Origin of the sequence: Mesorhizobium sp. M0923, assembly GCF_040319365.1 — a bacterium.
Taxonomy (GTDB): Bacteria; Pseudomonadota; Alphaproteobacteria; order Rhizobiales; family Rhizobiaceae; genus Mesorhizobium.
The window spans coordinates 26383-40361 of sequence record NZ_JAMYNW010000039.1 but is presented as its reverse complement, the minus strand read 5'-3'; the positions used below and the strand labels follow the sequence as shown (position 1 = coordinate 40361).

The following is a 13979-nucleotide window of genomic DNA, read 5'->3' as shown; positions in this document are numbered from 1 at the left end:
ATACGAGATCGTCAGAGAAAGAACGGCGTAGGGCCATGCCTGCCTTAGAATGGGCCAGAGGAACGACTCGCGTATCCACGGAAATTGCGGAAACAGCGAACCCAGTCCGTAGTAGAGCAGCCAGAGCTGGAGCAGCAGCGGCGTGCCGCGAACAATCGTGCAGAACATCTTGGCCGGCACGCTCAAGATCGGCGGGCCGATCACCTGCGCCAGGCCGAGGGGGATGGCGAGCGCGATGCCCAGAGCCGACGTTACCACAAGCAGCCAGATGGTCCGCCATATGCCTTGCAAAGCCAGCGGCAGATAGGTGGGAAGCCAATCCCAGCGCATGAGGAAAATCGATGCCAGTACGACAACCAGCGCGATCAGGATCAGAGCTATGCGGTGTGGCTGCATCCAGAGCGAGGCCCGTGCGACGGCGTCAATGACCGGGGTTTCGGTCGCCATCAGTGCGATCCCGCGATCGACGGCATGCCGCGTCGCGCCCAGCGCTCAACCCGCCCGATGACGACGTTGGAGACGAGGGTCAGAACGAGATAAAGCGCGCCCGCCGCCATGAAGAAGGTGAAATAAGCCTTCGTCGCGCCGGCTGCCGTCCGTGTGGTTTGGGTCAGTTCATTGACGCCGACGATCGCGAGAAGCGCGGTGTCCTTGGTGGCGATCAGCCACAAATTTGCCAGCCCCGGAATGGCGAAGGGCAGCATCGCCGGCAGCGTTATACGCCTGAGAAGCAGGCCGGGAGGCATTCCATAGGCCCGCGCGGCTTCGATCTGGCCTTGCGGAACGGCGCGGATTGCGCCGCGCAAGACTTCGGTGGAGTAGGCGCCCTGCACGACCCCGAGCACGCCTATGCCGGCGACAACCCCGTTGATGTCGATCGCGGCATAGCCGAGCGCGGTAAGCAACTGGTTGATGAGGTCGGTACCAGCGAAATAAAGCAGCAGGATCAGCACCAGCTCGGGCACGGCGCGGACCACTGTGGTGTAAACTTCCAGCAGGTCACGGACCACCGGCCCGCCATAGAGCTTGCCATAGGCGCCGCCGACGCCGATCAAAAGACCAACCCCAAAGGAACCGAAAGCAATTCCGACGGAGTTTGCCAGCCCATGCAGAAGGCTGAGACCCCTGCCGTTCGGCGGTTCGAAGGACAGCAATTCCAGCGAACTGGCTCCGAACATGGTGGCGAGAACGTCGCTCAGCTTATGTCCCCCTGGACTTGCGGGTTGAGGCGCCAATGATGCGTCAAGCCGGACATGCCCACCGCGACGACGGCGGCTAGGCATGCCCGGCTTGACGCCGTTGCCGTCAGTTGGACTGCGACGCTTCGCCGTAGATGTCGAAATCGAAGTACTTCTTGGTGATTTCGGCATATTTGCCATTGGCCCGAATGGCCTTGATGGCAGCATTGATCTTGTCCTTGAGCTCGGTGTCGCCTTGGCGCATGCCGGCGCCGACGCCCGGCCCGAGCACTTCAAGGTCCGGCGCGACATAACCCTTGAGGTCGCAGCACGCCTTGCCTTGGTCCGACTTCAAAAACGCGTCGAGCGCGATCGAATCGGCCTGAGTGGCATCGATCCGGCCGGCGGCGAGATCCTGATTTGCCTCGTCCTGCGTCTGGTATTCCTTGATTTCCGCAGCGTCGGTGAAGTGCTTCTTGGCGTAGGCGGCGTGCACCGTAGACGCCTGAACGCCGACTATCTTGGCTTTCAGCCCCTCTGGCGTCGCATCGAATTTCTGATCCTTGGCGCCGATCACCGCAGTCGGCGTGTTATAGTATTTGTCGGAGAAGTCGATTTCCTTCTTGCGCTCGTCGGTAATGGACATCGAATTCATGATCGCATCGATCTTCTTGGTTTTAAGCGCCGGGATGAGGCCGTCCCACGGGACTGGCGTCAATGCGCAATCCAGCTTGGCTTCGCCGCAAATGGCGTTGACGATGTCGACTTCCCAGCCACCCCACTTGCCGGAAGCATCCTGCGAGTAAAACGGCGGATAGGCTTCCGGCGAAAAACCCACCTTGATCTGTTCGGCGCTTGCCGAAAATGCGCCCGACAATGCGATCAGCGTGGCCGCGAGCGCCGTTTTGAGAAAAGGTTTCATTTTTCAGTTCTCCCGTTTTTTGGTTTTGACGTTCCCGTCTGCTTTTCTCGCAAGTCATCCAACATTGCGCAGAAACTGCTTCAGCCTTTCGGATTTTGGTGCGCCGAAGATCTGTTCCGGCGGCCCTTCTTCCTCGACCAGCCCGTTATGGAGATAGACGACATGCGTCGCCACCTCGCGGGCAAACTTCATCTCATGCGTGACCAGCACCATGGTGCGGCCTTCGCGCGCCAGGTCGCCGATCACCTTCAGCACTTCGCCGACCAACTCCGGGTCGAGCGCCGAGGTCGGCTCATCGAACAGCATGACGCGCGGATTGATGGCCAGCGCCCTGGCTATCGCTGCGCGCTGCTGTTGGCCACCCGACAGATAGGCGGGGTAGACGTCGCGTTTTTCGGCCAGGCCGACGCGGGCGAGCAGCTTTTCCGCCTCGCCGATCGCTACATCGCGCTTGACGCCGAGCACATGCACGGGAACCTCGATGACGTTCTCGATCAACGTCATGTGGCTCCAAAGATTGAAGTTCTGGAAGACCATGCCGAGCTTGGAGCGGATGCGTTCGATCTGCTTGCGGTCGGCGGGCACGGTGTGGCCGTGGCTGTCGGCCTTCAGCTTTATCTCTTCGCCATTGACGCGGATGATGCCGCTGGTCGGGTTCTCCAGGCAATTGATGCAGCGCAGCAGCGTCGACTTGCCCGAGCCGCTGCCGCCGATGATGGCGATCACCTCGCCATCGCGCGCCGACAGCGAAACGCCCTTCAATACGTGCAGCTTGCCGAAATTCTTGTGCAGGTTCTCGACGTGGATGGCTTCGGCGGCGCCGTTCTGCACCGTATGCTTCAGGGCGGTGGCCGGCGCTGTCATCGTCGCGGTGCCCCGCGGAGCAGCCGAGGCAGTCCTTGCTGGAATTTATTACCCATTACCCGTCACTGGACAGCGTTCCGATTCTCAAGATGGACCGTTCCGCTTGCCTCCGTCAACCGCAGTTTTTGGACCATTGATCACGGCCTGCCGAGTGGCTATTGGCAGGAGGGAGCGCGTTTCAGGAGAATTTAGTGGGCAAAGCATACGGGTCGCAGTCGATGGCCGGGCCGCTGCAGCGCGTGCTGATGCGCTCCGCCGCCAGCGCCATGCATCGGGCCGAAGCACTGGAATGGCACTACGGTCCCGGCTTCGATCCGCAAAAAGCGGCGGCCCAGCATGAAGCGCTGGCCGGGCTGATTTCCGGCTCAGGCGCCGAGATCGAATGGCTGAGCGACGCCGATGACGGGCTTGCCGATTCTGTCTTTACCCACGATCCCTCGCTGATGACCGACCATGGCGCGGTCATCCTTGCCATGGGCAAGGCGCTGCGCCGGCCCGAGCCCGGCCTGCACGAGGCAGCTTATGGGCGCATGGGCATACCTGTCCTCGGCCGTATCGAGACTCCCGGCCAGGTCGAGGGCGGCGACTGCGTGTGGATGGATGCAAACACACTGGCGGTCGGCCGCGGCGTACGCACCAATCAGCACGGCATCCAGCAGCTCTCCAACCTGCTTTCACCCAAAGGCATCCAGGTCTATGGCTTCGACCTGCCGCTCTGGCAAGGCGAGGACGCCTGCCTGCATCTGATGTCGGTGATCAGCCCGCTCGCCGACGATCTGGCGCTGGTCTATGGGCCGCTCCTGCCGGTCGCCTTCCACCAGATGCTGCGTGCGCATGGCATTCGCCTGGTCGAGGGCGACGCCGACGAATTCTTCGCCTCGAGCGGGCTCAGCCTGAACGTCCTGCCGACCGCGCCGCGCCAGGTTATCGCCGTTGCCGGTTTTCCGAAGACGGCGGCTGCCATGCAGGCCGCCGGCTGTACGGTCTCGACATTCGAGGCCGATGCGCTGTGCATTGCCTGCGAGGGCGGCCCAACCTGCCTCACGCGCCCGGTGCTAAGACAATGACGACGATCGGCGAAGCGCTCATCACCTTGCTGGAAGCGCACGGCGTCGACACCGTCTTCGGCATTCCCGGCGTGCACACGGTCGAGCTCTACCGCGGGCTTGCGCGGTCGAAGATCCGTCACGTCACGCCGCGCCACGAGCAGGGCGCCGGCTTCATGGCTGACGGCTATGCGCGCGCCAGCGGCAAGCCGGGTGTCGCCTTCGTCATCACCGGGCCGGGGCTGACCAACACCATCACCGCCATGGGCCAGGCGCGCGCCGATTCGGTGCCGATGCTGGTAATCTCGGGCGTCAACGCCACGCCGACGCTGGGCAAGGGCCTTGGCCATCTGCATGAACTGCCGGACCAGCGCGGCATGATGGAGAAGGTGGCGCTGTTTTCGCACCGTGTCACCGAGGCCGGCGAATTGCCCGGCGTGCTCGCCCGCGCTTTTGCACTTTTTTCATCCTCGCGTCCGGGGCCAGTGCATATCGAGATCCCGACCGATGTCATGACCATGCCCGCCACCGGCATCGTGGCGCTGCTGCGGAATTCGGCCCCGCCCGAGCCGGGCGCCGCGGTGATCGCTGAGGCAGCCAGGCTTTGCGCTGCCGCCCGCCGGCCGCTTATCCTGGCCGGCGGCGGCGCCAAAGCTGCCGAAGCGCCGTTGCAGCGCCTGGCCGAGAGGTTGGGAGCGCCGGTCGTCCAGACCGCCAATGCGCGCGGCCTGCTCTATCGCCATCCGCTTGGCGTGCCGGCCAGCCCCAGCCTGAAGGCGGTGCGTGCGCTGATGGCCGATGCCGACCTGGTCATCGCCGCCGGTACCGAATTCGGTCCGACCGATTATGACGGCTATGGCGACGGCGGTTTTGTCCTACCCGCCAATCTGATCCGCATCGACATCGGCGCCGACCAACTTACCAGGCGGCCGGCCCGGATTTCGATCCAGGCCGATTGTGGCGCAGCGCTCGAGGCGCTGCATGCCGAACTCGGCATGGGCCAGGCGCAATCAGGCGACGGCGCCGCTCGCGCGGTCGCGACGCGGCAAGCGGCCTTTGCCGAGATTGGCCCAGCTATGCAGGCGCAATTGCGCGCCGTCGAGACGATCCGTGATGCGCTGCCTGGCTCGATCATCGTCGGCGATTCGACCCAGCCGGTCTACGCCGCCAACCTCTATTACGATCACGACCGGCCGGGCGGCTGGTTCAACGCCGCTACCGGCTTCGGCGCGCTCGGCTATGGCCCGCCGGCGGCGATCGGTGCTGCCCTTGCCAGGCCTGAGGCGCCGGTCGTTTGTCTCACCGGCGACGGCGGCTTCCAGTTCACCCTGCCGGAACTGGGCGCCGCGCTCGACGCGGCGGCGCCGGTGATCTTCGCCGTCTGGAACAATCGCGGCTACCGCGAGATCGAAACCTCGATGCTCGATGTCGGCGTCGAGCCGGTCGGCGTCTCCCCGGCACCGCCGGATTTCTGCAAATTGGCCGAAGCCTATGGCATTGCCGCCGAGCGGATTTCCGGCGCCGGCGGCTTGGCGGACGCGCTACGGCGCGCGCGGGCGGCTGGACGACCCTACGTCATCGAGATTTCGGTTGAGTGATCGCGCGAAAGGCGCGACCTTCCGCATCGGCGGCGCGCAACGACGGAGCGGTCGAATATGACGGAAACACTGGACGGCAGACATATCGTGGTGACCGGCGGCACCGGGGCGCTTGGCGGCGCGGTCGTAGGGAAACTGCTGGAGCAGGGCGCGATTTGCCATGTGCCCAATGCCCACGCTGCCGCGCCTGCCCATTTTCCCTTCCCGGCACATGACCGCGTCAGGCTGGCGCACAATGTCGACCTCGCCGACGCTGCCAAGGTCGATGCCTTCTATGCTAGCGTTCCGGATTTGTGGGCATCGGTGCATCTGGCCGGCGGCTTCACCGCCGCACCGGTCGAGAAGATCGAGCCCGCCTCCTTTGCCGAGATGATGGACACCAACGCCCGCACCACCTTCCTGTGCTGCCGCGCGGCGATACGCTCGATGCTGGAATCTTCCGTATCGGGCCGCATCGTCAATGTCACCGCGCGAGCCGGGCTCGATCCGCGGCGCGGCTCCGGCAAGGTGGCTTACGCTGCCGCCAAGGCGGCGGTCGCCGCGATGACCGTGGCGATGGCCGAAGAGCTGAAGGGCAAGGGCATACTGGTCAACGCCGTGGCGCCCTCGACCCTAGACACGCCGGCCACCCGGGCTGACATGCCGGGCGCCGATTTCAGCAAATGGGTCAGCTTGGAAGCAGCCGCGGAGGCCATTGCCTACCTCGCTTCGCCGGCCAATCTGGCGATGAGCGGCACGCTGGTGCCGCTTTACGGCAGGGCCTGAAATTCAGGTCGGGTGCAAAAAAAGCCCCGCCGGATCGCTCCGGCGGGGCTTTTTGTTTCGTTTACAACCTGCGCGAGGCGCAGTGTTGGCTTAGCTGCCCTGCTTCTTCAGCGCGGCACCCAGGATGTCGCCCAGCGAAGCGCCGGAGTCAGTCGAACCGTACTGGGCGACCGCTTCCTTCTCTTCGGCGATTTCCAGCGCCTTGATCGAGACCTGCAGCTTGCGGGTCTTCTTGTCGAAGGCGATGACGCGGGCGTCGACCTTCTGGCCGACAGTGAAGCGCTCGGGGCGCTGCTCGTCGCGGTCACGGCTGAGGTCGGAGCGCTTGATGAAGGTCTCGATGCCGCTGTCGACCAGCCGCACTTCCAGACCGCCATCCTTCACGCCGATAACCTCGCAGGTGACGACTGCGTTCTTGCGCAGTTCGCCTGACGTCGCCGCTTCGCCGACCGTGTCCTTGGCCAGCTGCTTGATGCCGAGCGAGATGCGCTCCTTGTCGATGTCGACGTCGAGCACCTGCGCCTTGACCATGTCGCCGCGATTGTACTCCTCGATCACCTGCTCGCCCGGACGGGTCCAGTCGAGGTCGGAAAGGTGGACCATGCCGTCGACATCGCCTTCGAGGCCGATGAACAGGCCGAACTCGGTCTTGTTCTTGACCTCGCCCTCAACCTGGCTGCCGACCGGATGGCTGCGCGCGAAGGCCTCCCACGGGTTCTCCAGCGTCTGCTTGAGGCCGAGCGAGATGCGGCGCTTGGCCGGATCGACTTCGAGCACCACCACGTCGACTTCCTGCGTCGTCGACAGGATCTTGCCGGGATGCACGTTCTTCTTGGTCCACGACATTTCCGAAACGTGGATGAGGCCTTCGATGCCCGGCTCCAGCTCGACGAACGCGCCGTAGTCGGTGATGTTGGTGACAGTACCCTTGATCTTCTTGCCGATCGGGAACTTGGTGCCGATCTCGGACCACGGATCGCTCTCGAGCTGCTTCATGCCGAGCGAGATGCGGTGGGTTTCCTGGTTGATGCGGATGATCTGCACCTTGACCGTCTGGCCGATATTGAGGATTTCGGTCGGATGGTTGACGCGGCGCCATGCCATGTCGGTGACGTGCAGCAGGCCGTCGATGCCGCCGAGGTCGACGAACGCACCATAGTCGGTGATGTTCTTGACGACGCCTTCGACCACCTGGCCTTCTTCGAGGTTCTGCACGATTTCCGAACGCTGTTCGGCGCGGCTTTCCTCGAGCACTGTGCGGCGCGACACCACGATGTTGCCGCGGCGGCGATCCATCTTGAGGATCTCGAAGGGCTGCGGGTTGTGCATCAGCGGCGAGACGTCGCGGATCGGGCGGATATCGACCTGGCTGCGCGGCAGGAACGCAACGGCACCGTCGAGGTCGACGGTGAAGCCGCCCTTGACCTGGTTGAAGATGACGCCTTCGACGCGTTCGCCCTTGGTGAACTTCTCTTCGAGACGGACCCAGCTCTCTTCGCGGCGAGCCTTTTCGCGCGACAACATGGCTTCGCCAAGCGCGTTCTCGATACGCTCGACATAGACCTCGACCGTGTCGCCGACCTTGAGCGTCGTGTCCTTGCCCTTGACGCCGAATTCCTTCAGCGGCACGCGGCCTTCGACCTTGAGGCCGACGTCGATGATAGCCATGTCCTTCTCAATGGCGGTGATGACGCCCTTGACGACCTGGCCTTCGCCGGAATGACCGGCGGAAAATGATTCTTCGAGCAGGCTCGCGAAATCATCGCGAGTGGGATTTGCAACTGACATAGTTTCTCCTGGAATGCCCCGCAATCTATCGCGGGGCGGGCGCCGTGGGTTAGCGTTGCGTTGGCCTGCCGGCGTTCCGGGCAAAAAGCCCTGGCCGCCTTTGGGCGGCAATTCCGGCGCATGAAGAATGCTGGCAGGCTGGTTCATGCCCGATATGGGAATTCTTTTTGTCGCCGGCAATCGGCGGCGGCAGGAAAACCCGGCTCAGGCTTCGTTTCTCTTGGCCAGGACGTCATCGATGATCGCCCGAGCTGCCAGAAACGCGGCTTCTATAGCCATTTCCGACGTGTCGAGCAAGTGCGCATCGGCTGCCGGTTTCAAGGGCGAGTCCATGCGGCCCATGTCGCGCTCGTCGCGACGCACGATATCGGCAAGGATTTCATCGAAATTGGCAGTGCCGCCGATGCTCTCGATTTCGTCCAGCCGCCGCTTTGCCCGCACCTCGGCACTGGCCGTGACATAGAGTTTTACGTCGGCATCGGGACAGACGACAGTGCCGATGTCGCGGCCGTCGAGCACCGCGCCCGGAGGGGTTTTTGCAAAGTCGCGCTGCTTGTCGACCAGGATGCGCCGCACCGACGGGATGACAGCCACTTTCGAGGCAGCCTCTCCGACGGCGTGTGCCGAAAGCACGGCGCGGTCGAGCTTTGCCAGATCGACCTGACGAGCCGCGGTTTCAGCGGCCGAGACATTGTCGAGCGGCAGGCCGAGCCGGAGCAGCGAATGCGCCACCGCGCGATAGGTGAGGCCGGTGTCGAGCAGGTTTAGCCGGTAGTGATCGGCGAGCCGTCGGGCAAGGGTGCCCTTTCCAGCGCCTGCAGGGCCGTCGATGGCGATGGTGAAGCCTGTCGTCATTCGAAACCTCGATGCAAGTGCCTCACTCCATCGGCGCTCGAAGTCAACCGCGTTGACCTCCGAGGCCTCGAACTGATTGTCGGAATTGATCTCTGTGAGATCGGGAAAGCCTTCTACGGAATTTCTGGTGCCCCCGATCTCAATATCCTCCGACCCGTCGAGGGCAGCGCCGCGAATGGCAAAACCCACGGAGCCATCGGCATAGAACTCTATAGTCCGGTTCTGGAAATTGTCGTCGGCAACTTCATACCAGAGATGGGACGGCTCCTCCGGTATGCTATGTTTCCAATAAACGTAAAAGTATCTCACTCGATCGCCGCACCGAGCCCCTTCATCAGGCCCATGAATTCCGGAAAACTTGTCGCGATCATCGCTTGATCATCGATGGTCACGGGCTTTTCCGTCGCCAGCCCCATTACCAGAAAACTCATGGCTATGCGGTGGTCGAGATGGGTCTGGACGATGGTGCCCTGTCCGTTGGGGTGTTGGCCGAGGCCCTTGCCGCCAGGTTTTCCGCGCACGGCCAGCGTGGCCTCGCCCTCGCTGCAATCGACGCCGTTGAGCTTCAGCCCGTTCGCGACCGCCGACAGCCGGTCGGATTCCTTCACCCGCAGTTCTTCAAGCCCGAGCATCAGCGTTTCGCCCTCGGCAAAGCTCGCCGCCACGGCAAGCACCGGATACTCGTCGATCATGGTCGGCGCCCGTTCGGGCGGCACGGTGACGCCTTTCAGTTCGGAATAGCGTACGCGCAGGTCGGCGACGTCCTCGCCGCCTTCGTTGCGCGGATCGATTATGTCGATCCAGGCGCCCATTTCCTGCAGCGTCAAAAGAAGGCCCGTGCGCGTCGGGTTCATCAGCACGTTTTCGATGGTGATGTCCGAGCCCGGCACGATCAGCGCCGCCACCAGCGGAAAGCCGGCCGAGGAGGGGTCGCCAGGCACCGCGATGGTCTGGCCGGTGAGCTTGCCCTGGCCTTCGATGAAAATGTGGCGCACGCCGCGCTCGTCGGTCTCGACCGACAGATTGGCGCCGAATCCCTTGAGCATCTTTTCGGTGTGGTCGCGCGTCATCACCGGCTCGATGACGGTGGTGATGCCCGGCGTGTTCAGCCCCGCCAGCAGCACCGCCGACTTGACCTGTGCCGATGCCATCGGCACGCGGTAGGTGATCGGCGCGGCGTGCTTGGGCCCGCGCAGCGTGATCGGCATGCGGTCGCCGGGTGTCGCCTTCAGCACCTGCACGCCCATCTGGCGAAGCGGTTCGAGCACGCGGCCCATCGGCCGGCCGGACAGCGAGGCGTCGCCGATGAAGGTGGTTTCCATGTCATAGGTGCCGACCAGGCCCATGGTGAGGCGGGAGCCCGTGCCGGCATTGCCGAAATCGAGCGGGCCCTCCGGTTGCAGCAGCGCGCCATTGCCGGTTCCGCGGATCACCCACTCAGTGCCATGCTTCTCGATATGAGCGCCCATCGCCTTCATGGCAGCGCCCGTACGCATCACGTCCTCGCCTTCCAGTAGTCCGGTGATGCGGGTTTCGCCGGAGGCCAGCCCGCCAAACATGAAGGAACGGTGCGAGATCGACTTGTCGCCCGGCACCCGTGCCGCGCCGGAAAGACCAGCTGATTTTCGGGCGGTGGCCTGCTTCGGGGCGGCAGTGTGCGACATGGTTCTTTCCTGGAAACGCCGGCGGCCGGCCATTTTCTTGTGGTTTGCGCGGTCTCCTATCATGGCGGATCGAGATGGTCATCCCCTTGGTACGAAGGCCTTCGAATTCAAGCTTTTTGGGACGCCGGCTTTTCGCTTTGACAGCGCCGTAAACTCTGGTTAAGGGGACCAAACTTTCATCGACGAGGCTTGCTGTGGCAAAACCCGAACTTGGCACCAAACGCATCGACCCGGAGACGGGTCGAAAATTCTATGACTTGAACAAGGACCCGATCGTCTCGCCTTACACGGGCAAGAGCTATCCGCGCTCCTATTTCGAGGAAGGCAAGATAGCCGCCCTCGAGGAGGAAGAGGAAGTTGCCGAGAAGGAAGTGGACGCCGAAGAGGAAGAGGGCGTCGAGGTCGTCTCTCTCGAAGAGGCGGACGAGGACGCGAAGGCCGACGAGCTTCCCGATCTCGGCGATGACGAGGACGACGTTGACCTTGGCGATGACGAGGATGACACGTTCCTTGCCGACGAGGAGGAAGAAGACGACGACGTTGCCGACATGATCGGCGTCGGCGAAGACGACGACGAAGTCTGAGCGAACCGCATTCGCCGGCTTTCGCGGCGCTGCCTAGAAAAAGCGGTTCTTGAAGGCTTGATATTGGCTGAAGGCGGGGTTAGAAGCCGCCTGCACTAACGACGCGGTCTCAACCCGCGCCGGATCTCTTCGCCGGAAACGGCGCCGGCGAACTGCCGGAGTGGGGCCATAGCTCAGTTGGGAGAGCGCTTGAATGGCATTCAAGAGGTCGTCGGTTCGATTCCGATTGGCTCCACCAAAAGTTCTTTCACGTTTTCAGAAAATTAGTTTCCACCCCCTCAGGGGCCTTGCCTTGGAAAGGTCCGGGGCACCGCCAGCGCACCGCGCAAAACATTTTTCAGGTCCGAAGCAGCAATGCCTGACAGCGGTGGACGAGATATCGATCTTGGCGCCAGTAGCTTGCGTTCATGCACGCCCGGCGGCAAGGATATCGCGGCAACATCGTATGTGGGGGCAATATGGAATCGGAAAACTCGCTGCTCGGGATCTTCATCTCCTGGATGCCGATGCTGATTTATCTCGCAGCAAGCCTTTGGGTTTCTATCTGGCTCACGTTCAAACTCATCCACGTTCAGCAAGCGATGGTGCAGGCGCAAGAAGGCATCTTGACCAAGTTGACTGATATCGACAACCGCATGTCTGGTAAGCCGAGCCAAGACTGAGGTCCGAAGCTACTGTTCCCCAACTGTTTTCAGCTGCAGCGGTCGACCGGGATACCGCTAATTATACCGGCCAATTGGATGCGGTGGCTCGACGGCGCCCGGTATCGCCACATGAAAATCGGTCTTTTGGACTAACGCTTCATTTTGTCGATACGCTCGCTAAGAGCCTTCACCGCTGCCGTATTTTCCCGAATTTCTTTGGCGATCTCTTTCGCGGCGTTTGCCATGACGATCCTTGAGCGGTTTGCCATCCAAAGCAGAAACGCCATAAGAATCAGGAAAGGGATGCCAACGAGAAGTGCTCGCATTATTGCAGCTTGGTGGCTCATTTCGCTTTCTCCGAGCCGTAGGCTGCCACGCCGTCGACGATCTTCGTGATGTGCTGAGCTTCTGCCATCGGTTCCCTCTTCAGCTGTGACGGACGCCAGCGATAATCGCGTTTATCGGTAGTCACCCCCAAGCCGGAATCGATTCCCTTTTGGGCCGAGGCCGAGCGGCTTCAATTCGTCCAGATCGAACACTGAACCACTTGACCCGTTGCCTGATCACGAACCCTTTTCGAAAACACGCGATGGAGGCCCATTGCGCGTGATCTAGCTTCCTTCGTCGCAACGTAATCGGGATAGCCGACATGCCACTGCCAGAGGAAGTTTGGTGGGGCAGGTTTCCACGTAACCTTGGATCCAAAGGCCGCATTGTCCGGATCTGTTCTATCGAACCGGCAGTCGACGGCTACGGGCATCATGCCCTTCTTAGCCATTGCGTCGGAAACCCCGTAAGCAGTTCGCTTCGTAAGCCATCCATCCGCGCCGCTAGTCGAAACTGTCGTGCACCCTGCCAGAGATATGCTCGACATCAAAAGCCCGATGGCCAATGCGTTGCCTGCGAATGATCGCCGAGTGCCAACCTGATTCTGTTTCATACCCGATCCCCGCAACTGAAAGTAGTGCAGGCTAGATGGGGATACGGCGCGAAACAAGGGAGCGCGCCTCTTCTTTGGTTCGGCCGGTCGTGCGCCGTGCGCGGTGCGACAGGCGAGCGGCGAGCGGCAAAATTTCAAACTGAGACACTATCTAACTGCCACCTAATACAGGTTCTTTGGGCTAACTCCCCCTGGCGCGCGTACTGGTCGCGAATCCCATTCGTCGCGCGCTATTGGAGTCTGGATATAGTGCGCCAGAATCCAGGGTCGCGTCCCGTCTGTTTCCGGTCTGTTTTCAGGCATGAAATTCCCTTGCCCGGGTCGCTGTTCCTTCACTGTTTTCAGTGCGCATCGGACACTGTTCCGCCGCTGTTTTCAGCGAGAGTGCCAACTGTTTCCTAACTGTTTTATCAGTTGCAGCGCTTAACCGAAATCGTCCATTAAATTGGACTAAGCCATCGTCGCATATAACTGGCTTGGAAATGACTCCCCCACTCTTTGCGCTCCCGGGCTGCCCGCCGCCTATCGCGGAACCTAGCTGAGACTAGTGTAGTCGGCCGCCCGGCTTGGGCTCGCCGGTCCAAAAGTAGTGAGCCCGTGCCCGGTCAGTGCATTTTTCTGGCTGTGGTTTGAACCGCGAGCGCCGGGTCTGAACCAGGCAGCGGGCTGAAATGACCGCTGAGCAAAACTCCGTTACTTGTTGCAGTTCTGCATATCCGACGTCATGGCGCCGCTGGGGGTATTGTTGTCGGTATCGCTGCCCGCCGTATCCTTGCAGCGGTCCTCCATACCGTTTGTCTGCGGCGTGGTGGCGTTCGTTGCGTTCGGATCGATCGTGTTCGGGGTAGTTGCGCTGCCGGTCCCGATGTTGCCGCCGGAAGTGCCTGTGTTGACGCCGGTATTGCCATCGGCGCTACCGGTCCCGGAGCCCATCGATTGTGCCATGGCAGATGTGGCCAGGCCGATAGCAAGTAGGAATGCAGAGAGAATTTTCATCATCTTAGTGTCTCCATCGAGTTGCATCGCTCTATCGCGATCTATACCCAACGAGAGTTTTTTCGAGATGTTCCGTTTGGCATAAATAGTGATCGATACAACCATTATGGATCTTTGTTGCTCGTCGTTTCGTGA

Annotated in this window: 14 protein-coding genes, 1 tRNA gene and 1 pseudogene; 6 read left to right on the top strand and 10 right to left on the bottom strand. The window is 61.9% G+C overall.

The genetic code is table 11. From position 1 onward, the window contains the following. From NKH89_RS34430 to NKH89_RS34415, 4 genes are all read right to left on the bottom strand, one after another. A partial coding sequence (locus NKH89_RS34430; protein ID WP_352640732.1) for an ABC transporter permease subunit occupies window positions 1–447 on the bottom strand: 447 nt, incomplete at its 3' end. Beyond that, entirely contained in the window at window positions 447–1178 is a 732-nt protein-coding gene (locus NKH89_RS34425; protein ID WP_036244431.1) for an ABC transporter permease, read from the bottom strand. The genes NKH89_RS34425 and NKH89_RS34430, both read right to left, overlap by 1 nt. Window positions 1179–1305: 127 nt before the next feature. Continuing rightward, a complete protein-coding gene (locus tag NKH89_RS34420) occupies window positions 1306–2100 on the bottom strand; it encodes a transporter substrate-binding domain-containing protein (RefSeq protein WP_352483947.1) in 795 nt (264 codons plus the stop codon). Window positions 2101–2154: 54 nt separating this feature from the next. Next, window positions 2155–2964 carry an ABC transporter ATP-binding protein gene (locus NKH89_RS34415; protein ID WP_023718026.1) on the bottom strand — a complete coding sequence of 270 codons (810 nt, stop codon included), beginning with the start codon at window positions 2962–2964 and terminating at the stop codon, window positions 2155–2157. A 218-nt stretch (window positions 2965–3182) separates the two neighbouring features. On the opposite strand from NKH89_RS34415, the gene NKH89_RS34410 reads away from it, so the two are divergent. The 3 genes from NKH89_RS34410 to NKH89_RS34400 are packed head-to-tail and all read left to right on the top strand — an operon-like array spanning window position 3183 to window position 6373. Continuing rightward, window positions 3183–4031 (top strand): dimethylarginine dimethylaminohydrolase family protein, encoded by an 849-nt coding sequence (locus NKH89_RS34410; protein ID WP_031193690.1) that lies wholly within the window; start codon window positions 3183–3185, stop codon window positions 4029–4031. Then, window positions 4028–5608 (top strand): 5-guanidino-2-oxopentanoate decarboxylase, encoded by a 1581-nt coding sequence (locus NKH89_RS34405; protein ID WP_352911749.1) that lies wholly within the window; start codon window positions 4028–4030, stop codon window positions 5606–5608. Before NKH89_RS34410 ends, NKH89_RS34405 begins: the two co-directional genes overlap by 4 nt. A 57-nt stretch (window positions 5609–5665) precedes the next feature. Further along, the gene (locus NKH89_RS34400; protein WP_023718023.1) at window positions 5666–6373 is read left to right on the top strand and encodes an SDR family NAD(P)-dependent oxidoreductase; all 708 of its coding nucleotides are present in this window, start codon (window positions 5666–5668) and stop codon (window positions 6371–6373) included. 90 nt (window positions 6374–6463) lie between these two features. Here NKH89_RS34400 and rpsA read toward each other — a convergent pair whose 3' ends face one another. From rpsA to aroA, 4 genes and pseudogenes are all read right to left on the bottom strand, one after another. Next, window positions 6464–8161, bottom strand: a complete 1698-nt coding sequence (rpsA, locus tag NKH89_RS34395) for a 30S ribosomal protein S1 (protein ID WP_352495728.1) — start codon at window positions 8159–8161, stop codon at window positions 6464–6466. A 204-nt stretch (window positions 8162–8365) separates the two neighbouring features. Continuing rightward, the gene (cmk, locus tag NKH89_RS34390; protein WP_023718022.1) at window positions 8366–9016 is read right to left on the bottom strand and encodes a (d)CMP kinase; all 651 of its coding nucleotides are present in this window, start codon (window positions 9014–9016) and stop codon (window positions 8366–8368) included. A gap of 30 nt (window positions 9017–9046) precedes the next feature. Beyond that, a pseudogene (locus NKH89_RS34385) lies at window positions 9047–9325 on the bottom strand (DUF6881 domain-containing protein); the annotation flags it as partial. Then, a complete protein-coding gene (aroA, locus tag NKH89_RS34380; RefSeq protein ID WP_352548931.1) occupies window positions 9322–10680 on the bottom strand; it encodes a 3-phosphoshikimate 1-carboxyvinyltransferase in 1359 nt (452 codons plus the stop codon). The gene aroA and the pseudogene NKH89_RS34385, both read right to left, overlap by 4 nt. A 194-nt stretch (window positions 10681–10874) precedes the next feature. Here aroA and NKH89_RS34375 point away from each other — a divergent pair, with 194 nt between their 5' ends. The 3 genes from NKH89_RS34375 (at window position 10875) to NKH89_RS34365 (ending at window position 11926) form a co-directional block, all read left to right on the top strand. After that, window positions 10875–11264: a TIGR02300 family protein gene (locus tag NKH89_RS34375; RefSeq protein ID WP_023676282.1), complete on the top strand. Its 390-nt coding sequence runs from the start codon at window positions 10875–10877 to the stop codon at window positions 11262–11264. A gap of 162 nt (window positions 11265–11426) precedes the next feature. Further along, a tRNA-Ala gene (locus tag NKH89_RS34370) sits at window positions 11427–11502 on the top strand. Between the two features lie 220 nt (window positions 11503–11722). Next, window positions 11723–11926: a hypothetical protein gene (locus NKH89_RS34365; RefSeq protein ID WP_352548929.1), complete on the top strand. Its 204-nt coding sequence runs from the start codon at window positions 11723–11725 to the stop codon at window positions 11924–11926. 131 nt (window positions 11927–12057) lie between these two features. Here the strand turns inward: NKH89_RS34365 and NKH89_RS34360 are convergent, their stop codons facing one another. Both NKH89_RS34360 and NKH89_RS34355 read right to left on the bottom strand, forming a co-directional pair. Then, window positions 12058–12255: a hypothetical protein gene (locus tag NKH89_RS34360; protein WP_031193688.1), complete on the bottom strand. Its 198-nt coding sequence runs from the start codon at window positions 12253–12255 to the stop codon at window positions 12058–12060. Between the two features lie 1286 nt (window positions 12256–13541). After that, window positions 13542–13847 (bottom strand): hypothetical protein, encoded by a 306-nt coding sequence (locus NKH89_RS34355; RefSeq protein ID WP_031193686.1) that lies wholly within the window; start codon window positions 13845–13847, stop codon window positions 13542–13544. Between the last annotated feature and the right edge of the window lie 132 nt (window positions 13848–13979).

What these genes read in the sequence shown, in the direction of transcription:
- NKH89_RS34355 (WP_031193686.1), bottom strand. Translation starts at nt 13,847, where the DNA reads ATGATGAAAATTCTCTCTGCATTCCTACTTGCTATCGGCCTGGCCACA.
- cmk (WP_023718022.1), bottom strand. Translation starts at nt 9,016, where the DNA reads ATGACGACAGGCTTCACCATCGCCATCGACGGCCCTGCAGGCGCTGGA.
- NKH89_RS34410 (WP_031193690.1), top strand. Translation starts at nt 3,183, where the DNA reads ATGGCCGGGCCGCTGCAGCGCGTGCTGATGCGCTCCGCCGCCAGCGCC.
- NKH89_RS34415 (WP_023718026.1), bottom strand. Translation starts at nt 2,964, where the DNA reads ATGACAGCGCCGGCCACCGCCCTGAAGCATACGGTGCAGAACGGCGCC.
- NKH89_RS34400 (WP_023718023.1), top strand. Translation starts at nt 5,666, where the DNA reads ATGACGGAAACACTGGACGGCAGACATATCGTGGTGACCGGCGGCACC.
- NKH89_RS34405 (WP_352911749.1), top strand. Translation starts at nt 4,028, where the DNA reads ATGACGACGATCGGCGAAGCGCTCATCACCTTGCTGGAAGCGCACGGC.
- rpsA (WP_352495728.1), bottom strand. Translation starts at nt 8,161, where the DNA reads ATGTCAGTTGCAAATCCCACTCGCGATGATTTCGCGAGCCTGCTCGAA.
- NKH89_RS34425 (WP_036244431.1), bottom strand. Translation starts at nt 1,178, where the DNA reads ATGTTCGGAGCCAGTTCGCTGGAATTGCTGTCCTTCGAACCGCCGAAC.
- NKH89_RS34365 (WP_352548929.1), top strand. Translation starts at nt 11,723, where the DNA reads ATGGAATCGGAAAACTCGCTGCTCGGGATCTTCATCTCCTGGATGCCG.
- aroA (WP_352548931.1), bottom strand. Translation starts at nt 10,680, where the DNA reads ATGTCGCACACTGCCGCCCCGAAGCAGGCCACCGCCCGAAAATCAGCT.
- NKH89_RS34420 (WP_352483947.1), bottom strand. Translation starts at nt 2,100, where the DNA reads ATGAAACCTTTTCTCAAAACGGCGCTCGCGGCCACGCTGATCGCATTG.
- NKH89_RS34360 (WP_031193688.1), bottom strand. Translation starts at nt 12,255, where the DNA reads ATGAGCCACCAAGCTGCAATAATGCGAGCACTTCTCGTTGGCATCCCT.